This window comes from Paenibacillus eucommiae, from assembly GCF_017874215.1.
GTDB lineage: Bacteria > Bacillota > Bacilli > Paenibacillales > NBRC-103111 > Paenibacillus_AI > Paenibacillus_AI eucommiae.
The window spans coordinates 110,104-131,573 of the sequence record NZ_JAGGLB010000007.1; the positions used below are offsets into that span (position 1 = coordinate 110,104).

The window sequence follows — 21,470 nt, forward strand, 5'->3', positions numbered from 1 at the left end:
AATCAGCAAATTCATGGCTTCTACTGTAAATTCGCTCGTTATCTCCAAGGCAGGGGTGCTATAGGAAGTTTAACAACCATTCCCGATTCCTCAGAACGATAAGCCGCTTCAGCTACTTCAACCGTCTTCCGGCTGTCCGTCCCGCTTGTTACAATATTCGCCGCTTCCCCTCTCAAGCTTTTTACCCATTCATCGATGCAGCGCTGATGACCGGTAAGATCATCTTGAGGTTCCACTTTAACAAAACCTCCTTCACCCTTCATGTCATATTCAAATAACTTTGATTGACTGTCGTGGATTTTCACATAGGTGCCCTTTCCGCTCATGAAATAAGCTTCACCTTTGGTACCTGTAACATGGTTGAACTCATACCATAATCCATCGGGAGCTTGATGGGACTGGGTATACCAGTTAATCGAAAGAAGTGCCAGGGCCCCTGATTGCATGCGCGCAATGATGGCTCCTATGCTCTCACCTTCCATTCGGCTTTCTTCCACCTTGGACATCGAAGTAACACTGTCAATTTCTCCACCATACCATCTTAGCGAATCAATTTGATGAGTCAGACAACTCATTATAGCACCGCCGCCAAGCTTATCTTTGTAACGTACCCAACTTTTTTCAGGGAACACAACATTTTGGTTATGTTCGAGCTTCCAGAATAGGATCTCACCGAGCTCACCCGAATCCACTATATGCTTAAGTGCTTGCCAATCCGTATTGTACCTTCTGTCATGGCAGACTGTAAGGGAGACGCCAGCTTTAGAGCAAGCTTCTATCATCTGATCGCATTCATATACATTTCTGGCCATCACTTTCTCGGTAAGTACATGCTTACCTGCCTCCGCAGCAGCAATAGCAGCAGTCACGTGCAGGTGATGGGGCAGAATGATATCCACCGCATCGACGTCTTTATTGGCCAACACTTCCGTGTAATCTCCGACAATTTCAACCTCATCGCCCAACAGCTTCCTGATAGAATCATGACGACTTACATCCGTTTCCGCGACGATAACTTCACAAATATCTGTAAGCCGTGTATATCCAGGTGCATGGGCACCCAGAATACCTCCACCGCCAAGAATACCTATTTTCAACTTTTTACTCATCTTCATCTCTCCCGCTTCGCCTTTTGTTATTAACTTTTTCCTGTTCATCATTCAGTGATTACAGGATCATTATATCACTGCTGAAAACCCGAAAAAAATGACAATTCCTCTGATTTATGTTCATATCATCTGATATTTCCCTAACGCCGTACGCTTGACAGGAAAAAGAAAAACACCTATCGTGGTAGTATCGTTAACAAAACGGGGTGCATTCCATATGAACCATTCGCTGTCTCTCTCCAATATCTTGAATTCGCTTGAGGTCGTCTTTATCAGTAGCGGAGTTACGAAAATAAATGCAATAAAAGATGCGCAGTGGCTTTCAAACACATTTAATCAGCCCTTTTCACTCATTACTCAAATCGTAGGAGGCCGGATTCTTGTCGAAACAGAAAGCGCTTCCTTCGAGATCGGACCTGGGCAAGCCTGGTTCATCGCGGGGCATGTCAATTACAGGATCAAGCTGCTGGATGACGAATTTGTCACCAATTGGTTAAACCTGGATGTCAGACTTTTTGAGCATTTTCAATTATTCGACCTTGTGGAGTCTCCGTATTGGTTGTCAGTTTCCCATGGAAACGAGATTGGCCGGCTCCAGGCTGAAATTCATGCCTTGATGCAGCATGATTCTGCTGAAGCCTCGATGTCCTTACTGGCTGCGATGAAAGTGAAGCAGCAATTGTTCAAAATTTTGGAAACCGTGCTGTCTGTATCGCGTTTAAAGATAACGAGCCTCGATGACATCCGAAATTATCAAAGGTTTCAGCCGATGTTTGCCTATATCGAGAATCGGCTCGCAGAGAAAATCAAAGTATCTCAATTGGCGGAGATTCTGAGCCTTTCAACTTCGCATTTTCATAAAGAGTTCAAGGAGCTATTCCATGAATCCCCCTTGCAGTATATCCGCGCTCAGCGGATGAAAAAGGCCCAATATATGCTGGCCTCCACAGATCTGAACATAGGAGAAATCGCCAATTCACTCGGCTTTGAGAGTGCTTATCCGTTCATCCGATTTTTTAAATCTATGAACGGTACAAGTCCTGGCCAGTATCGAAAAACGGTCCTGGATAGCTTTTTTCCGTCAAGCGCTGCTAGAGTCCATCCCGATACTCGCCAGGAGTAATCATTTCGTATTTTTTGAAGATTCGGCGGAACGAGATATCATTCTCGAATCCGACAGTATGCGCGATATCCTTGACCAGAAGCTTCGTATCCCCAAGCAGCTGCTTCGCACGCTCGACACGCTTTCTATTGACGTAATCAACAAAATTGCAGCCGACATAGTCTTTGATTAACCGGGAATTATACACGCTCGAATAAGAAAACTGTTCAGCTAGCAGTGTCAGGGATATATCCGGCTGGAAGCATCGCTCATCGATAAAGGCCACGATTGCTTTTGTCAAATTCTCATTCACTTTTTGCTTGTTCTCGTTAATCGACTGACAGACCATCATGTACACTTTCTTCATATAATCCACGATGTCATGATAGTTTTTTAGTTTCTGCAGCGTTTCGTATCCACCCAGCAGATCTGACGGCTCTCCTCGCGTGCTGCCATATACCTCAATGGCGGCAGTCATCATCCGGGTAAACACATACATACCGTGACGGCTGTCTAATCTTCTAGCCGCGAAATTTTGCTGCAGCAGTTCATCCAGCAGTTTCTCCGTTTTTGCGAAGTCCCCGGTTTTGGCCACTTGGATAAGTTGTATTTCGTTCTCGGCAGTAAAATGAACCGTCTGCGCCAACTGATCGGCAATATCGGCATAGGCAGTTACGGAGGCCGGCTCTGGCGAATATTTGTATTCCAGCGCTTTGCGCCCTTCCCGGTAGGAAGTGCAAATATTTTTCAGCTCGCTGTAGACTCCCCCAACGCCACACGCTAATCCAAGCTCCAGACGCCCCTCATACTTTTCCTGCAAATGTTCAAATAAAAGCGCGAGCAAATCGCTAAGCTGTTGCTTCGTCAAGTCAAAAAAGTTCAGAATGATCGCATATTCAGACGGATCTGTCTCCAAGGCATGACAATGAATCGAGTGGCTCTTGAAATACTCTTCAATCTCCCTGATGGTCAGAATGCTCAGTTCACTGTCCGTAAGCTGCTCCTGCGATTTCATATTATCCATCGCTTCCGCTTCCATCACAGCAACTGCGAATGAAGTTCCGGGAAATTCGAGACCACTGACCTCCATACTCCGCTGGTTGGTCTCTTCCATGCTAACCCCTTTGATCAATTTAAGCAGGAAATTATTTTTGATGATCGGTCTGGATGCCTCTAAAGTGCGGATTTCCCGCTCAATCAGGTCGAATTCGTTACGATGAGGCCGCTTCAGCGACGGAAATGAGATGTTGTGTACCAATCGGCGAATCGGACGATAATTATTCAAAGCAACCACATACGAGATTATAAAACCGGTAATTACCGAACAAATCACCAGGGCATAGGTCATCTTTTTGATATATTCCACTTGCGCCATGACCGATTTGGAATCTGCGGCTGCAATGTACTTGAAGCCATTGTAACGAGAGGTGGCAAAATAATAGTTGAACCGCTCCTTGCCGATCAGCAGCACACCACTTCCGCTCTGTGTCTGAAGCGTTTCTTCAGATGGAAGCTTTGCGCCTTCACTGCCTGAAAAGAAATACTCAAGATTACTTTTTAGGATGTACAGCGTCGTTTTCTCCCCCATTTTAAACTGAGTGAGCGCTTCCTTCATTTTTGCTTCATCGATCTGGATCAGCGTTAAAGCCTTAGCTCTGCTCCCAGGGGAGTGAAGCGGTTTCACAAACAGCATCGTTGGATCGACAGGATTTCCGTAATACTCCATCTGAAAGTTGTTGATGAACTGCGGGGTATTAAGGGCTTCCCAATCTATACTTCCTTTTTGAAACCCATCAGTATGAATGCTATATTTGTTTGAAAAGTAGTGAGACTTGTCATAAAACGTATCCGTATCGATGACAAGATCACTATCCCGGAACACGACGGTAATATTTTTGATCGCTTCATTATTTAATTTGTAGATACGCAGTTGAACAGCAATATTCATCAAATCATTGATATCAATGCGATCGTAATCCACCGTTTCCATCTGCACAATCTTAGTGAGCCAGGGCAAATCCTTGACCAGGGAGGCTATATCCGTGAAATCTCGCAATATTTTATCATAATGCTCCGCAACCCGGTCCACCATCGCCATGTTCATAGTATCGATCTGCTGATTGGCAATTTGAGTCGATTGGTAGTAATTGAACCCGCCCAGCAGCAGCACAGGTATCACAGGCATCAGGATACAGGTTAGAAGCATTTTCCGAAAAACTTTACTTTTAAAAATGTCCACAGCCTGCACCCCCTGATGTGTGATCTATGCAACCTATAGAAATGGAACTAAATAAACGTAGGGCGAACCTTGGCTTGCCTTCATCTGCAATGGAAGATCCTTTGTTCGCTATGCCAAACTTTTGTTCCAATTTATATAGTTGAAACCGGCATGCTGCATGTTTTTACGGTTCAACACCACAATCAGTGCTTGACAAATGAATGGATAGCTAAAACTGGAAAAACATCTGCCAATCCTGTACGGTTGAAAGTCCTACCCAACAACAAAGAGGAATAGACCGATGCAGAATCCGTATATCACAACGACGGAAGATATCTTCCAAATACGGAGAGGACCTGTCTCTAACGGTCACCGCTGACCTTTAGAGGCTGATTTTTACATATTCACGATTCTAATGGACATCCGCGTCCCTTAGAAGGCGGTTTTCCCCACAATCGCCTCTTTTTCAGCCTGTAAGGGACATCCGTGACAGTTACAATCTCATTTCGCTGCATTTCCGCTTCTAACGGACTGAAGTGACCATTAGCGCACGTGTTACCCTCGCCGGAAAATAGCTATGACAAGTACCGGGCCGCTATAAAGCTGGCATTTTCGTAGCATTTAACCTCCATCGAATGTTAGTTTGACTATCAAGCACTGATTATTAGGTTGAGCCGTTTTTACATTCAATTATTTTAACACATATGCAATCATACTTGGAACTACTTGTTTTTCTGAATAATATCATTATAGCGTTTGTACTTAGTCTGCTCGATTTGCACCTTCTCCTCGATGCCAAGATCCTTTACTTTCTTGACATAATCATCCCAGTCCTTGTTCAGATCTGCCTTGCCCATAATGAACTTGGTCATCATTTCAGCTTGATAGGTTTGCATATCAGACCAGCCTTTATTAAACAGCTCCCTCTCTTCGTCAGTCATTGGAATTTCAGTCGCGGGATAAGGATCCACCAAATATTTATTCATTTCATCGTTCAACTTCTTTACCTTCTCCGGGACTGCTGCATCGACTGTTTCCTTTAATTGAATCCTTGGCAAATTCCAACCCGATCCTATTGCTCTCATAGGATCCGGGTTGTCTGATGAGGGCTTTAGCACGCTGTCCATAAACACTGGCTTACCATTCTCAAGCTTGTACGTAACGCCTTCCAATCCATAATTCGCAAGAAGCTGACCGTCCTCCGAAGCCATAATATAATCGAGGAATTTCATCGCTAGCTGAGGATTTTGGCTCTGTTTCGTAATGACGGCCACACTCGAAACCGGAGGAATCCGCTCCACAAACTGCGTACCCTCGGGTCCCTTGGGGTATACAAACCCGCTCCATTTATCCATGCCCCAATTCCTCATATTAGCAATGTAATGCACGGTTACGCCAGCAAGGTCACCGTTGATCATAGACATGAATCTATCATCGGTCTGGCTGGCAAAGGAAGGATCGAGCAGCTTTTCCCGGTACAGCATATTAAGGAACTGCAAGAAGACTTTGTACTTATCTGTAATGGGCACATATTCGATTTTCCCTTGCGCATCCGGATAAAAGCTGTAGTTTGGATGCACATCGAAAGAGCTTGCCAGTAAATTGATAAATCCAGGAGCAAGCGCCATAGAGATTTCATCCTTTAATCCATTTCCATTCGGATCTTCATCACGAAATGCTTTAAGCACATCGACCAATTCATCGATTGTCTGCGGATAGGATTTACCGACTTTGGTCAACCAATCTTCCCGGATCAAATACGCCGGGAGATAGTCGCCCGTCATCGCCACAATGGGGATTTTCAAAATTTCTCCTGTAGGTTCCGTGATTAGAGCCTCAACGATAGGCATTTCTTTAAAAAAATTGTTCATGTCGGGCGCAAACTGCTCAATAAATGGCTTCAGATCGTGAATGAGGCCCGCTTTATACAATTTATCCGGATCACTCACAGCGAAGGCGATATCAGGCAAATTGCTTCCCGCCGCAAACATCGTGTCCAGAACCGTCTTAGCCTGGGCTGCCGGGAAAACGTTCCAGGCCACCTTTACATTCGTCCGCTTTTCAATTTCCTGCCAGATAGGCAGGTTTTGCGTATAGCTTTTTGGCGAGTAGTAGTTATCCATCGTAGCAATTTTCAACTCCGCCAATTCCTTAGACAAAGGCAGCTCCCCCGGTTTGGGCTCTATCTCTGTATGCTCCGTCCCGCTTCCCTGGGTTGCAGATGGAGCTATTGAGCTACCACTGGCTCCCTTCTCCTCTTTCGAGCAGCCTGCAAGGATAAGCATCATCGATAAAAGAATAAACAAAGGCATAATGAACCATTTTTTCATGTTTGCAAGTCCCTCCTCTTTTTGTTATCCATTCTCTTTGTGGCAGCAGCCTATTGCTCACCTGCCGGACAAACTTTGGCACACGCTATTCCTTCACCGAGCCAAGCATCACCCCCTTCACAAAATACTTTTGCGCGAACGGGTAGATGAACAAAATCGGCAAAGTGGTCACCATAATAAGTGCATATTTAATCTGCATCGACATCATCGCCCGTTCTGCCATGTTCTCCACAGTAGCTAATGCCGATGAATCGTTATTCTGAACGATTGTGTTGAGCAGATAAATTTGCAGCGGATACAGCTTGGAGTCCCTCAAAAATATAAGGGCAGAAAAATAACTGTTCCAATGGCCAACGGCGTAAAACAGCGCCATTACTGCAATGATTGGCATCGAAATCGGAATGATAATGCGCAGAAAAATGACAAAATCATTACATCCATCAATTTTAGCTGATTCTATCACATTTTCATTCGTTTGCTGAAAAAATGTTTTGCATACAATCAGATTAAAGGCGCTAACAAGCGGCGGCAGTACGATGGCCCAACGTGTGTCGAGCAATCCAAGATTTTTGACCAGTAAAAAATGTGGAATCAAGCCCCCGCCAAAATACATCGTAATAATGATGATTAGCATAAAGGGTTTGCGCCAGATCAATTCCTTCCTGGAAAGCGGATAGGCGCCGAGAATAGTAGCCGCTACACTAAGCGAGCTTCCGACAACTGTATACCATAGTGTGTTATAAAAGCTTCTCAGCACATCCGGATTGCTGAACACAAGCTTGTAAGAAAGAAGCGAGAAACCAACCGGCAGCAGCTTCACTTTTTGTGAAGCGACCGCTTCCAGACTGCTAAGTGACATGCTGGTGACATAAATAAAGGGATACAGCGTTACAACCACTGCAAGTGCCATCATCATATATACGATAAAGAGCAGTAACTTGTCCCCTCCGCTTTGCTGCCTCCATTTGCCTTGTGAGATAATCATTATGCTTGCTTCCCTCCTACCAGATCGATTGCTGCGTTGTTCTCCGGCTTAACCGGTTGAAAAAGACTAACAACGCCATGCTGATTACCGAGTTGAACAACCCCATCGCTGTACCGTAGCTGTAATTAGCTTCGAGAATGCCCTTACGGTACGTATATGTGGAAATAATATCCGACACATCATACACAACAGGATTGTACATCAAGATCACTTTCTCAAAACCTACGCCCATCAAACTGCCGAGTGATAAAATGAGCAGCAGGATCGTAACTGGCATCAAGGAAGGGAGTGTGATATAGAACATCTTCTGAAGGCGGCTGGCCCCGTCGATATCTGCAGATTCGTAAAGTGTGGGATCCACACCGGACAACGCCGCCAGGTAAATGATAGAGCTCCATCCGAACGACTGCCATATGCCAGAGGCAATATATAAGGTGCGGAACCATTCAGACGAGCTGAAAAAATCAATTCTTTCTCCTCCAAAAGCGCCGATCAGTACATTAATGACACCATTGCTCGGGTCAAGAAACATCTTCATCATGCCAATGACTACGACGAGCGAGATAAAATGCGGCAAGTAGCTGACTGTTTGAATAAATCTTTTAATACGCCCGTCCTTAAGCTCGTTCAAAAACAACGCGAACGCAATCGGAACCCAAAAACCCCATATGAGCGAATAAATACTTAATAAAACCGTATTTTTTAAGGTCCTTAAAAAATACATCGACTCAAAAAAGTCCCGAAAATGCTTAAACCCAACCCATGGGCTGTTAAAAAAGCTCCTGCCTGGCAAATAATCCTGAAAAGCGATGACTACACCATACATAGGCACATAGCTAAAAATGACGAAGTACAGCAGCACGGGTAACAGCATCATCAATAAATATTTATTATTGTTCAACCTCTGAATTGTGCGGTTTTTTCTTCTTGTCAATGGCAAATCCACCACCAGCCCCCCTTTTCCTTAGCTCCATAGTATTTCGACTTCTGAGAAAGCGTAAACAAATCATTTTGTTGCGAGCATACAAAAAGCAAACAAAAAGCAACAAAAGGCAAATAATGAGTAAACAAAGAGCAAGCAAAGAGCCAAACAAAAAAAATATTGGAGCTTGTAGCTCTTTAGTGCCCTTTTGTTGCGTCCTTCTTCACCTATGCTCTGAAAATCGGAGATGTATGCTATTTGCCATGCCTCTGCTTCCTCCCTGTACTTAATTCCAATGTGTATTGATAGCTCCGCGAACGCGAACACAAAGGCGTCCTTGCCCACCTTCTACCATGTTCAAGCGGGGCTGGCTTCATTATAGACTGCAGCAGGCTGCGTTCGTAAACAAACAATTTCTTATTGAGCATACAAATAGTCACATACATGCTCACTTTTCAATGTGCTTGGGGGGAGAGGGTGGCTGTGGACTCCAGCCGCTGTTAACGATTTGTTCCCTTGAATGGAATGGATGCAGGGCGAGAACCAGTCTTTAAAGGCGGACGCTTCCGCTCCTCCGTCTACAACCATTCCCTCTCTTTAGATACAATCGCACGAACACCCAGCTCAAACGGACAGCCAGCAAATGTTTTTCTCTTAGTTAGAGGAAATTTCCTAGCGGGTGCAGGAGTTGGAGATGAAGAGCCCGCGCAATTGAGAGGAGCTGATGCTTTAACGATGTTTTTCATCGTTAAAAGCATCAGTTCCTCTCCATATCCTTGCTTTAACGATGAAAACATCGTTAAAATCCCTTTTAACCACCCTGAGAGGCCATCCGGCCTCTTTTAACGATGAAAATCATCATTAACGTGACGGATTGACTGGAGTTCTTATTTTAACGATGAAAAACATCGTTAAGTAGCATACGCTCATTTCAGCTGAGGGCAGGCTGCTACTAACGCTCATCCTCCCCTGATCCCTTCCCGCTCAGCTAAAAAGTGCCAAACTTGCCTCGATCAAATGGATAACGGACTGCCAGTGGAAGTTACTTCCCTGAGGGAAAGGGATAGTGACGATAGGATAATCTGAGCTTCCTTAATGATTCCAAAGGAGGACGAAGGGTCCCACCCTCAACTTTCCCACTGTAAAGCTGCACTGTGAAATTAGGAATTTTCCACTCCAGGTACACTCCCAAACTTATACTATTATAAAAGCATGAAAAAGACGCCTTTCGGCGTCCTGGCTTACTGCTGCTTACTGCTGCTTCCTGTTGCATCCTGTTTGATACTGTTTCATAACTGTTGCATAACTGTTGCATCCCTATGAATGTGCGGATTTCTGACATACAAACGTATCAGGCAATACCCGTTCTGCGCTGCTCCAGCCAGCGGACTGATGCCACTACGTCGGAAAGCGACCGCAGCTCCAATACCCATGAGCCCGAGTACTGGAACTGGCGGGTTAATGCCAGCACCCCTTCCAAGGGTACGGTCCCGGCTCCAAGCCGCAAGTGATCATCATGCTCTCCCTGATTATCGCTAAGATGCAGGCTAATCACATATGGCAGCAAATATTGTAGAGCCAAGAGACATCGGCTCTTCCCGGTCAGATGCGCATGACCGACATCAAAAACGATGCGAACCCGAGGAGAGCCCACTCTCTGCACGACATGCTTGAGAAATGCAGGATCTGCTCCGAGCAGCCCCGGATAAGGAGGCACATTTTCTAATGCGATAGTGACCCCATACCCTTCTGTAGCTTTCAGTGCCTCCTGTAAGAAGAGCACGACCCGATTCGCGGCTTCATCCACGCTCCCGCCCCGATCACTCCAAGCCTGAACGGTTCCGCTCTTAACGTTCTCGTTCTCGTTCTCGTTCTCTCTCTCGTCGGCTCCACCCTGATCGCTTTCATGCTGATCATTCCCGCTCTTGGTGTACGACTGCTCCTCCCGTTCGCCGGGATGAACGACCACATAAGCGCAGCCCAGCTTTTCAGCAATTTGCAAGGTACGATGCAGCACATTTGAAGAGTCGCGAATCACTTCCGCGTCAGAGGACGCCGGATTACAGCCAGTAATAGGTGCGTGGAGCGTCCAGCTTATTCCGTTATATTGGCCAATCTGCTTAAGCCAGTCCAAACGCTCCTCAGACCATTCAAGCAGTTCTCCATGTCGGCCCTCGCACATAATTTCAACGGCCTTCCAGCCCCCTTCAACCAGTTCCGCCACTGTTTCTTGCAAAGGCTTTTCGATCCAAGCATAGGTAGAAACGAAATAGTCGCTGCGCGTAGTCATTGTCATCCTCCTCGATTTCCTCAAATTGAGATGCCTGTATCACTTAATTTCTGTGCATTACTAGTTTCTGTGCATCATTTAATGCCAGAATGAATGAAGCTATTCATAAACTGGCGTTGAAATAGCAGGAAGCCAAGCAGCAGCGGAGCAATAACGAGCAGTGTCGCTGCACTGACCTCTGTCCACTGCGCACCAATCTCGAACGATTGCGCGAAAATGGCCAGTCCTACCGTAAGCGGACGATTTTCTACGGAATTGGTCACAATAAGCGGCCAGAGAAAATTGTTCCAATGGTAGCTGACCGATACGAGACCAAATGCGACATAAGTGGGACGGGATAGTGGGAAATACACCTTCCACAAAATCTGCCACTTCGAGTAGCCCTCGATTTCCGCTGCCTCATCCAGCTCAGGTGGAATCGTCTTGAACATCTGCCGCAGCAGAAAGATGCCAAAGGCCGATGCGAAATAAGGAAGCATGATGCCTAGCTTGGTGTCCAGCAATGACAATTCCTTGAGCACGTTATAGTTCGGAAAAATCAGCACATCTGCAGGAATCATAATCTGTACAAGAAAGAGCATGAAAACTATATTTTTCGCCACAAATTCTAATCGGGCAAAAGCGAAAGCCGCCATCGTAGCTGTTAGCATTTGGACAGCAAATACGCCTACCACAATCATAATTGTATTGATGTAATACTGGGCAAAGGGTGCAGCCGACCAGACCCGGGCAAAGTTATCAAGTGTGAATTCGAGCGAGAACGCCGGGGACAGTGCAATATGCCTGGGTCGGAAAGCGGTAACCGTCATCCATAGAAGCGGAACCAGCCATACAACGGCACAAATATATAGAAGCCATCGGCTTATATTCAACTTTTTAAGCAGCATAAGATCGCTTTTCTCTCCCTTAACGGTAGTGAATTTTTTTGTCGAGTCCAAAAAAGTTAAGCGCTGCAAACAGCAGCAAAACGATAATCATGACGACCGTCAAGGTCGAAGCCATCCCCTGATCCCAGAAGCTGAAGGCCGATTCGTAAATATAATAAAGCAGCAAATTGCTGGCATTGTTCGGTCCACCCTTGGTCATGATCATCAAGTGATCGACCAGCTTAAAAGAGTTCGTCAGTGCTACAATCGAGACAAACAGCGTTGTTGGCATCAGCAGCGGAAACGTAATTTTACGGAATATCGTCCAGCGTCCCACACCGTCTACCTGCGCCGATTCGTATAAATCGGGAGCAATATTTTGCAGACCCGCCAAGAAAAAAATCATAAAATAGCCTGCTTCCTTCCAAACAACCATAATAATCATCGCCCACATTACATATTGCGGTGACCCGAGCCAGTTGATATCACCTTGACCGATACTTTTCATCAGCCTGCTGAGCAGTCCGTATTGAGGCGTATAAATAAACAGCCATATGTTGGCAACAGCAATCATCGGGATCATCGTCGGATAGAAAAAAGAAATGCGCACCAGACTCGTCCCCCGCAGCGCTTTATTAGCAAATATCGCCATCAGCATAGCCAGCACGATAGATGTCGGGACCGTTCCTATGGCAAACCATACATTATTGGTCATAACCTTCCAAAAAACCGCATCATGCATTAAATTCGTGTAATTTCCAAGCCCGATGAATGTCGGAACCGGTGTAGCTAAATCTGCCTGGAATAAGCTAAGCCGGATCGTTGTGGCAATCGGATAAAAGGTGAAAAGGAATAAAAAAAACAATGAAGGCAAAAGGAGCAGCCAGGCAAACGCATTTGTCTTCCAGGGAAACCTAAACTTTCTGCTGTTCAATCGGGTACCTCCTAGCATACATGTTGGAAAAATAAAGCAAGCACTGCGCCGGGAGGAACTTTGTATAATCTTGTACCATAGTAACAAATACCTTCCCGGCGCACTGCTTTTTGCTGCTGCAAGCTATTACTTGTTACTTATTACTTGTTAAAAGGGGCCAGCGCTTTATCCGCTTCTTCCTGCGCTTTTTTCAATGCTTCTTCAGGTGTCATACTGCCAGTCAGAACCGCTTGGATAGGATCGCTCAAAGCTTTGATGACCTTGCCGTTATTGTGGGTAGACAGCTCGGCTGCCGCATACTCAAGCTGATCGCGGGCAACCAGAGCCGCCGGGAATTCAGCCGTATACTGCTTCATCCGCTCGGTTTCGTATGCTGATTTTTTGACGGCCACGTAGCCGGTATCAATGCTCCACTGTGCAGCACGCTCGGTTTCTGTCATGAACTGTACGAACTTCCAAGCTGCTTCCTGCTTATTTTTATCAATATCCTTGAAGATGTACATATTGCCTCCGCCAGTCGGGCTTCCGTAGCTTTTGTTCTTGGGCAGGAAGCTCACGCCAAAATTGAACTTGGCATTTTTCTTAATGTTGGACAGGTTGCCTGTCGTATGATACATCATGGCCGTCTTGCCTTCGAGGAAGTCGGATGGAACTGTTCCCCACTCGGTTACGCCTTCTGGAATGACTTTTTCCTTTTTCGCCAAATCGCTCCAGAACTGCAAGCCTGTAATATTTTCAGGTGTGTTGAACATAACCTTTTTGCCGTCCTCGCTCATCAGGTTGTTGCCGTTTTGCAGTGCGAAGGTTTGCAGCATCCAATAGGCGTAGCCTGATACCGGAATTTCCAAGCCCCATGTGCCGTCCTTAGTTAATTTTTTGGCATAATCCTTCATCTCATCCCAGGTTTGTGGAGCTTTCTCCGGGTCTAGACCTGCTGCTGTAAAAAGATCCTTGTTGTAATACAAGATGATGGTGCTGCGCTGGAACGGAATGCTGTATGTTTTGCCGCCGGTTTGGGAGTTGGACATGAACGCCGGGTAGAAGTCTGACAAATACTTGTCTCCGCCTTCTTTGGCAATAAAATCGTCAAGCGGGATAATCGCATCCATATCTAGCAGACTGAACAGCTCTGTTGATTGCAGCACCGCTACATCAGGAGGAGTCTTGCTCTGCACGCCCGCTTGCGTTTTGATTGCGGTATCTGCATAGCTGCCTGTGTAAACCGGCTTGATCGTAATATTAGGATTCTGCTTCGTAAATTCCTCGGCCATCCCTTCCACCGTAGCGGTCAGCGGGCCTCCTACAGCAATTGGATAATAAAAAGTAAGCTCGATCTTTTCTTCTTTACTGCCTTCTTTGTCTTCCTTATTGTCATCTTTGACTGCTGCAGTGGGGGATACGGTTGGCTGCTCTGTAGGGGCAGCAGTTTTAGCACAAGCTGTTAAAAATAACATCAAGCATAAAGCAAGAACAATCAACTTACTTGAATCATTTGAGATGGGTCGCATCGTATTCGCTCCTTCAAAGTTATATTGTGTGGTATGTCTGAAACTTGCTCCATCCGTCCTTCTGTTTCACTTTAGCAGATGAATGTGAAATCAAGACTATGGCTGTATCATGCGGACGTAAAATCTTTTGGATAGACGTCTTGCTGGGCGTCCTTTGAGATGTGTGCTCGTGACTTGGGTGCGTGGGGAGGGATCCTGCTGTGGGATTCACGGACGCTCCGCTCTCCACCCCACAGCAGGCTCCCTCTAGCAGCTACTGATCGCACAAACCACTTTTGACCTCAAACGGACAGCCAACAAGGCGACTTCCTGAGTCTAAGGGATAGTGCACACAATGAAAATTCTAGAATCTTATTGGATCATCGACAGTAGTTCTTCCATGGACGTCCATACAAAATCCGGCTGAACCGGGGATTGTCCGATATCTTCCTCCGAGGTTACTCCCGTCAGCACGAGTGCGGTGGAAAAACCATTAACAGAACCGAACAGGATGTCGGTTTCCAGCCTGTCGCCTACCATTAGGCAGCGGTCGCTCGGAAGTCCTCCGGACTCCAGTGCTTTGGCTCCATAATATTTCGACGGCTTGCCTATGACGGCCAGCGGCTTCTTGCCGCTAGTCGCTTCGATCGCCTTCACCATGGCCCAGGTGTCGGGAATGAGATCGCCGTCAACCGGGCAATAGGGATCGGGGTTGGCGGCAATCATAGCCGCCCCATTACGTACAGCTTTCATAGCTTGATGAAGCTTGCTGTAATTGAAGTGCATATCCATCCCGACCAGCACATGCGTAGCTTCAAGTGGATCTTCGGTATGCTCGACTCCTTGCTCCTCCAATTCGCTGAGCATAGCCGGCTCCCCAATGACGAACACACGGGTGTCCCGCACATTTGGCTTCCCTTCAAGCTTCCCTTCACGCAAATAAACAGCTGCGGCATAAGCCGCTGTCACAATTTCCTCCAAGTGGGATTCCAGCCCCAACTTCTGCAAACGCGTCTGACATTCCTTCCGAGTCCGCGTTGTCGTATTGCTCAGAAACAAGATCTTCTTCCTCTGATTTCGCAATGCCGCCAGCGTCTCCGGAACTCCAGGAAGCAAAGAGTCCCCAAGCAGAATCGTTCCATCCAGATCAAAAAAATAGCCATCAAAATTGAGTACATCCGGCAATATTCAAGCAGCTCCTTTCCAGCAGCCTCTAGTAGCTTCTAGTAGATTCTAGTTGCGCAGCTTCTAGCTGCCGTTGGAAGCTGCCAGCAGCTTATACAACTCACAGCAGCTTCCAGCAGCTTTTAGCAGCATGATTTAATTAATAAAATTTGCTTTTCCGAGCAAACGTTTCAAGATGACGGCTGATTGGGCACGAGTAGCATGCCCCTTAGAATCAAGGGTGTCTGCTGTCATCCCGTTCAACAGACCCGCCTGAATGGCTGCGGCCATTTCCGCTTTAGCCCAAACGATGCTGCCTGCATCCTTGAACATAACCAGCATTTCCGCTTGCTTTTCTGCTGAAATTTCCGCATCTATACCTACATAAGTGAGAGCACGGATGACCATAGCAGCGAGCTCTTCGCGTGTGATCTCCCGGCTAGGACGGAACGTTCCATCCTCATAGCCGCTTATGAGGCCAGCGGAAGCAGCAGTCGCTACATCTTCGGCGTACCAAGCATCTGAGTCTACATCATGAAAGCTTGTATGTGCAGTTTGTGCTGTCACAGGATCTAAACTTAATGCCCGTACCAGCAGTGCTGCGAATTCGGCCCGGCTAATATTGCGGTCGCCGTCGAAACGGTTATCGCTCACGCCTTCCACTACAAGCTTGTTAGCCAATAGCTCCACGTCCGACTTTGCCCAGTGATTAGCCATGTCCGCAAAACTCTTGTTGTTCTCTATCACTGTATAGATGCTGTTTCCATTCCGTTTCAGTGTAGCTGTCGTTTTACCGTCCTTAGTGAAAAACACGGTTGGAACAAATTTAATCCGGTTCGTTTCAGGGAAAAACTGTACGCCTGTTGCTTTGCTTGAGTCCACGGCCTTGTTCAGTGTAATATCGCGTGACACATAGGTGGAACCAAACGATACAACCACTGATTTGCCATCTGCACCTACTGCTTCCACTTCATATTTCACAGCGTCCGCGATTGATAAGGCACCTGCAGCTGTCACTGCACCCGCTGCTGCTGCAGCTTCACTGCCGCTCAGCTTTTGGAGTGTAACCCTGATGGTCAAGGCATCTACACTTACGTTAAGCTGCTTGGCCAATGCTTCGAGATTCAGTACAGATAAAGGCAGTGTATACGTTGTGTTATCACCTGTGATCAGTAACTGGTGCCCTTTCTTCCGACTTGCCTCCACAAGTCCAGCCGCTGCAAGCTCCAGCTTCTCTCCGGTAAATTTCACTTTCACCTGTGAATTAGTGCCAAAAGCTTTTTTCAGCTCAGCAGCGTCTACTTTGCCTGCTGACGCTTCAATCACATCTGATGGAATGTCTTTGCCGCCATTTCCACCATTGTCATTGCCGCTTCCTGTGCCATTGTTACCGCCATTGTTGCCTCCATTGTTACCACCATTGTTGCCTCCATCGCCGCCAGTGCCGCTATCTACAAGCGTCTTAACGCTAATGCTTGGACCGTCTGTGCTCCATTTTCCAGCTTCATTTCCTGCCTGAACAGTGAAACTATATTCCGTTCCAGCAGTCAGTCCACTCACATCAATTCTGCTTACGGTGCCGTCGACTGAACGGATCTCCTTATCGCCCTGATAAACCTTGTAGGTGGTGACACCAACTTGATCGCTTGCGCCAACCCACGTTAAAGTTAATCCGGTTTTGGTTACATTCAAGGCTTCAAGCTTGCCATCGGTCCAAACCGGGCTTTTACCTTCTGGCTCTTCCGGCCCTTCACCCTTCACCTCGAAAGCTACAGGCTGTGTGTAGATGTCATACTTATTCAGTCCAGTTTCATCCATGGATGCCGTATATCTGAACAGAGCATGTGCTGTTCCTGATTTCTTGGCAATAATTTCACTTCCATTCATCTCCACCAGATCTTGTCCATCCAACCATACAATCTCAGGTGTTAGGGTCTTCTTATCGCCCTTAAAGCTCTCTACAACTGCTGAAACCAAAACCCTGTCATCCTTCTCCAGCACGTAGTGCTCTTTTCCCGGTTTAATTGAAGCCGCCCAATCAGATGCCCAGAAAGCATAGTCGGTAGTAATTCCGAAAGCCCCTAGCTTGAAGAGCCGGATGAAGTCAGCTTTATTATTAAATGTCCATGGGGATACAAGAATGCCCCGATGCTTCGCAGCCTCCATGAAGTTTTTGCCTAATCCTGAATAGTCCGTGTTGAACGTTGCATTCAGAGGCTGAAGCACTTTCAGCGTCTCGCGCAGCGATTTACCCACATTCGCTTCGTTCGCCAGGTAGCCCGTCAACAATCCGGAAGGCATCTCCGGCATCAGCTCTGCGAGCCGCTTCAATTGATTGGAATCGAAGGACATCGCATTAATAACATCCTCCGCATTTTTTTCCTTGATAATTCTCACGAAAGCATCAACCGCTGCGGGTGTGTTCGTCTTGATTTCCGCCATAACCATCTTCCCGCTCTCCCTGGCCAGATCAATCTGCTCGTCCAAGGTAGGCATAGGCTCAAACGGAAATCCGTTCGGGAAAGGCTTATTGGCATTCAAGGTTTTTAGATACTCAAGAGTATAGCTTTCTACATTTCCACTACCGTTCGTTGTCGTTGACAGCTCGGAGCTGTGTGTAATAACCAACTGTCCATCCAGCGTAAGGAACATATCATTTTCAATGAAATCCGCTCCAGCTTCGAGACCAAGCTTGTTGCTGATAAGCGTATTTTCAGGAGAAACGGAAGGCATTCCTCTATGAGCTATAATGTATGGCTTGCGGATCAGCGTCGTTTCGTGGTCATACACCTTGTAGGCCTCGAACGCTTTCGCAGGCGAATCGGTAACGATGCCGTTCAAGCCCGCCGTAATCAATTGATGAAGAGATAAGCTTTTATCCGCTTGACTGGCCGCTTCTTGGGTCCATACCATAATCGCGCGCTGCTGCAGATAGGCCACATTTTCCATCGATGAAGCCTTTTGAGGCAAAATGGCAATTTTGGACAAGCTTAGCGTCGTTTTTCTGCGGACTTCTAACAGATCTTCTTTAGTCCCAATGTCCATCGCGCTAAAATCAACGATTCCACGGATCATCGGAAAAAGGGTACGGGCTCTTTTGACTAAATCCCCATTGTCTGAAACTACAAAAGCATCCTCAATTCCCTTGCTCTTCAGTGCATCCATCAGGTTGTTGACGGACTGTTCACTTTTCACATAAAAAGCAGGGATCATTCTGGCTCCAATTGTGTCCATTATCGAATTCAGATCGCCGATGATGGTCTGGCCGGACGGGTCCGTAACCTTCAAGTCACTGTTAACATGAACAATGACTGTAGCAGGAAGTATCGCTGCTGTTAACGCACTCAAATCAGTCACGCTATTGATTTCGGTCACCACAGATGGCGCAATAGAAATTTTCGTTTCCGGCTCTGTCACCTGGACAAAGAGATCGGATGGCAGAGGGGAGAGCGGCTCTTGCTGCAAGGACACCCGGATGTTATCCACCCTCATTTTGCTGCCGTCTGCCTGAAGGCCGATGCCGCCCTTCGTATATGCCGTTGCCATATCGTTATTCACGAGCAACTTATCATCAATCTGTTCTTCCACTCTGTTCCCGAATGTCCTCACCGTATAGTGGTACATTTTTGAGGGATCAATAGCTTCCGTAAAAGCTCCTCTTTCCATCACATTCCAACCGTTAGCTGGAGTTCTTTCCGCAAATTCAACCCCATTGGATGCCGTTGCATTTTTTCTTACCGCCATCTGATAATAGGGAAAATCATTGTTTTGGATTCTATACATGATAGAATGCCAGCGTGCAGCGTCGTTCGCTGCCAAATGAGTCACGTCCGCTTCAATTTTGTAATCACCGAACATCGCCAAATATTCGGGAAGCATAACTCTGGAAGGATTGTTGGGCGAGGAAGTTGCATCGATCTCCAGGGCCCCGTCCTTCACCCCTGCCTTCCCTACTGCAGCACCTTGCTTGCGAGTCCAGCCATCCGGAAGCGAACCTTCCGCAACAGCATCAAAATTCTCTTCATAAAGTACATATTCCGCATCAGCAGCATCTTTAGCGGCTATTAGTATCGTGGCCGAAGCTTGATCCATTTTCGCAGTCAACAGATGGGCGCCTTTTTGCTTCACTTTAATGGCCCCGTCTTCAATGACTACTGCGGGATTATTGGAGGACCAGGTTAACTTGTCGCCACCTAGTGTTCCCGTACTAAAATCACTGAATTCTGCCTTGAAAGTCAGCGTATTCAGGGCGATTTCAGTCCCGGTAACAGCCAGCTTATATCCCTCATCCGCCTTTAAGGAAATGGTTTGCACGCCGGTAGAAGAGGGGCTGACAATGATTTGCTGCGAGGCTTCGGTATTGAGATATACAGCTTTTACCGTTGCAGTTCCTGCTTTAACCGGAACAATTTTGTTGTTGATAATTTTAATAACATTCTCATCGGACGAATACAGCTTAATCTGCTTGTCAGTTAAAATATCCGAGATACCATCGGACTGATAGACGCTGCCCGTTACACTTACTGGCGTCGTTAAAGCTTCCAAAGCCGCAGGCAGATTTACATCCAGCCGGTCTGCCGTAATTCTCGTCACCTTCAGGTTATCGAACGATACTTTGCTCTGATCAGCCTGAAAACCAACCTTCCCTTTTTCCAACAAAACATCAGGTCCTAAATCCTGATCCACGAGCAGCGTGTAATCGGCATCGCCCTTCGCCTTGATGTATTCCTTCACATTGCTGCCGGAAACTCTGACTTTCCATGTATAATACTCATTGAGCGTCAGCGGCATCCATGTGCCTGTTACCGGTGTAGGTGTTGCCCATTGATTATCCTGCTTTCTCAGGGCTACCTCATACCTGCCATCCTGTCTGACGGCCATTTGATTATATGGATTTTTCCCGTTCGAAGCGCCTCTGAACATAATGGCAGCCCATCTGCCTCCGTTCAAAACTTCCTCGAATCTCACATCTGACTCAATCACATAGTTGTCCCACTGGATGGGAGCTGTGATGCGGGCTTGCTTGCCAGAAGCGTTTCCGTCAAACGTCATTCTCCCATTTCCGTATGTATCCTGCACAACAGAAAACGGCGAGCTGCCAGCATTCACATCAGAAATCCAGCCGAAAGGAAGCTCTCCTTCCCCATATCCATCAAAGCTTTCCTCGAGCAGCACCGGATTCACATGGCCTGTTACCGGAGTACTGTCTACAAGGTTAATTTGACCAAAGCCGCTAGTATTATTCCAGAAAGATACCGTGTTATATGCGCTCCAATAGCTATTTCTAACCTTGGAAGCATCCGTATCATAGCGGTCAGTAGCTCCGATTTCCATACCAAGCTGTCTGGTTACCATAGGATCCAAATTCAGCATGTCCCAAGGAACAGCAACTTCCAGAGACCAACCGCTATCCGTGGTTTGGATGGCTCTTAGAATTTTTTTCTCGTCCTTGCCACTATGATTGTTAAGCGCAGCTCCAAAATGGAATTCTGGAGTAGTCGTTCCAGGCTGATAAACAAAGCCCAACTGCATGTCATCCTTCGCATAAGGGGTAGACCGATGCAGGGTAGGATCCAAAAACACGTTAATGTTATCCTGCTCGAACCAATACCCCGAACCGTTATATGTCAGATTATCATCATCCAGCTTGATGCCAATGTAGAGATATTGATTATCCCAAAGCAAACCGAAGCTTGAATCCTTGAAGGTGCCGTCTCCTTGCCTCGTGTTCATCTGCTGATCAAGCTTCCATATCGATTCGTCCAGCTTTCCGTCAATTACGGGAGCTGCCTGCGTTTTGTTAACGTCGAGTGATTTTCTTTCTGCACCTGCATCTGCAGCTTTAGCCTCAGGGACAAACGAATTCAACTGAATCATGCCACTTAATAAAGTAAATATGAGGAAAACGGACAAAAACCTTGCATGTCTGATCACGCGTCTCCATTCCTTCCATTCCACAGATTTAACTTCCTCCGAAAAAGGTGCAAGACAACACAAAAAACCCTTTATCCATCAAACGGAAGCGGCGCGCGCCAAAATAAATGCTCTTCCATTTGTTGCATA

General features: G+C 46.6%; 12 protein-coding genes. 1 reads left to right on the forward strand and 11 read right to left on the reverse strand.

What is annotated here, in order from left to right:
- Window positions 1–38: 38 nt before the first annotated feature.
- Window positions 39–1,109 carry a Gfo/Idh/MocA family protein gene (locus J2Z66_RS12620; RefSeq protein WP_209971769.1) on the reverse strand — a complete coding sequence of 357 codons (1,071 nt, stop codon included), beginning with the start codon at window positions 1,107–1,109 and terminating at the stop codon, window positions 39–41.
- 217 nt (window positions 1,110–1,326) lie between these two features.
- On the opposite strand from J2Z66_RS12620, the gene J2Z66_RS12625 reads away from it, so the two are divergent.
- On the forward strand, window positions 1,327–2,232 hold the full coding sequence (locus J2Z66_RS12625) for a helix-turn-helix transcriptional regulator (protein WP_209971770.1): 906 nt from the start codon (window positions 1,327–1,329) through the stop codon (window positions 2,230–2,232).
- Here J2Z66_RS12625 and J2Z66_RS43790 read toward each other — a convergent pair.
- From J2Z66_RS43790 to J2Z66_RS12675, 10 genes are all read right to left on the reverse strand, one after another.
- Window positions 2,201–4,450 carry a helix-turn-helix domain-containing protein gene (locus tag J2Z66_RS43790; RefSeq protein WP_209971771.1) on the reverse strand — a complete coding sequence of 750 codons (2,250 nt, stop codon included), beginning with the start codon at window positions 4,448–4,450 and terminating at the stop codon, window positions 2,201–2,203. The two genes, J2Z66_RS12625 and J2Z66_RS43790, sit on opposite strands and share 32 nt — an antisense overlap.
- Window positions 4,451–5,151: 701 nt before the next feature.
- On the reverse strand, window positions 5,152–6,759 hold the full coding sequence (locus tag J2Z66_RS12635) for an extracellular solute-binding protein (RefSeq protein WP_209971772.1): 1,608 nt from the start codon (window positions 6,757–6,759) through the stop codon (window positions 5,152–5,154).
- 85 nt (window positions 6,760–6,844) lie between these two features.
- Window positions 6,845–7,744: a carbohydrate ABC transporter permease gene (locus J2Z66_RS12640; RefSeq protein ID WP_209971773.1), complete on the reverse strand. Its 900-nt coding sequence runs from the start codon at window positions 7,742–7,744 to the stop codon at window positions 6,845–6,847.
- A gap of 16 nt (window positions 7,745–7,760) precedes the next feature.
- On the reverse strand, window positions 7,761–8,678 hold the full coding sequence (locus J2Z66_RS12645) for an ABC transporter permease (protein WP_245375497.1): 918 nt from the start codon (window positions 8,676–8,678) through the stop codon (window positions 7,761–7,763).
- A 1,339-nt stretch (window positions 8,679–10,017) separates the two neighbouring features.
- Window positions 10,018–10,956: a sugar phosphate isomerase/epimerase family protein gene (locus tag J2Z66_RS12650; protein WP_209971774.1), complete on the reverse strand. Its 939-nt coding sequence runs from the start codon at window positions 10,954–10,956 to the stop codon at window positions 10,018–10,020.
- A 74-nt stretch (window positions 10,957–11,030) separates the two neighbouring features.
- Complete coding sequence (locus J2Z66_RS12655; protein ID WP_209971775.1) at window positions 11,031–11,843, reverse strand: carbohydrate ABC transporter permease; 813 nt, start codon at window positions 11,841–11,843, stop codon at window positions 11,031–11,033.
- A 19-nt stretch (window positions 11,844–11,862) separates the two neighbouring features.
- Window positions 11,863–12,756, reverse strand: coding sequence for a carbohydrate ABC transporter permease (locus J2Z66_RS12660; RefSeq protein WP_245375498.1), 894 nt, complete (start codon window positions 12,754–12,756; stop codon window positions 11,863–11,865).
- A 140-nt stretch (window positions 12,757–12,896) separates the two neighbouring features.
- Window positions 12,897–14,264 carry an ABC transporter substrate-binding protein gene (locus J2Z66_RS12665; RefSeq protein ID WP_209971776.1) on the reverse strand — a complete coding sequence of 456 codons (1,368 nt, stop codon included), beginning with the start codon at window positions 14,262–14,264 and terminating at the stop codon, window positions 12,897–12,899.
- 351 nt (window positions 14,265–14,615) lie between these two features.
- The gene (locus tag J2Z66_RS12670; RefSeq protein WP_209971777.1) at window positions 14,616–15,428 is read right to left on the reverse strand and encodes an HAD-IIA family hydrolase; all 813 of its coding nucleotides are present in this window, start codon (window positions 15,426–15,428) and stop codon (window positions 14,616–14,618) included.
- A gap of 135 nt (window positions 15,429–15,563) precedes the next feature.
- Window positions 15,564–21,365 carry an S-layer homology domain-containing protein gene (locus J2Z66_RS12675; protein WP_209971778.1) on the reverse strand — a complete coding sequence of 1,934 codons (5,802 nt, stop codon included), beginning with the start codon at window positions 21,363–21,365 and terminating at the stop codon, window positions 15,564–15,566.
- Between the last annotated feature and the right edge of the window lie 105 nt (window positions 21,366–21,470).

Excerpts from the sequence above, each read along its gene's own strand:
- J2Z66_RS12620 (WP_209971769.1), bottom strand. The coding sequence starts at position 1,109 with ATGAGTAAAAAGTTGAAAATAGGTATTCTTGGCGGTGGAGGTATTCTG.
- J2Z66_RS12625 (WP_209971770.1), top strand. The coding sequence starts at position 1,327 with ATGAACCATTCGCTGTCTCTCTCCAATATCTTGAATTCGCTTGAGGTC.
- J2Z66_RS12635 (WP_209971772.1), bottom strand. The coding sequence starts at position 6,759 with ATGAAAAAATGGTTCATTATGCCTTTGTTTATTCTTTTATCGATGATG.
- J2Z66_RS12640 (WP_209971773.1), bottom strand. The coding sequence starts at position 7,744 with ATGATTATCTCACAAGGCAAATGGAGGCAGCAAAGCGGAGGGGACAAG.
- J2Z66_RS12650 (WP_209971774.1), bottom strand. The coding sequence starts at position 10,956 with ATGACTACGCGCAGCGACTATTTCGTTTCTACCTATGCTTGGATCGAA.
- J2Z66_RS12655 (WP_209971775.1), bottom strand. The coding sequence starts at position 11,843 with ATGCTGCTTAAAAAGTTGAATATAAGCCGATGGCTTCTATATATTTGT.
- J2Z66_RS12665 (WP_209971776.1), bottom strand. The coding sequence starts at position 14,264 with ATGCGACCCATCTCAAATGATTCAAGTAAGTTGATTGTTCTTGCTTTA.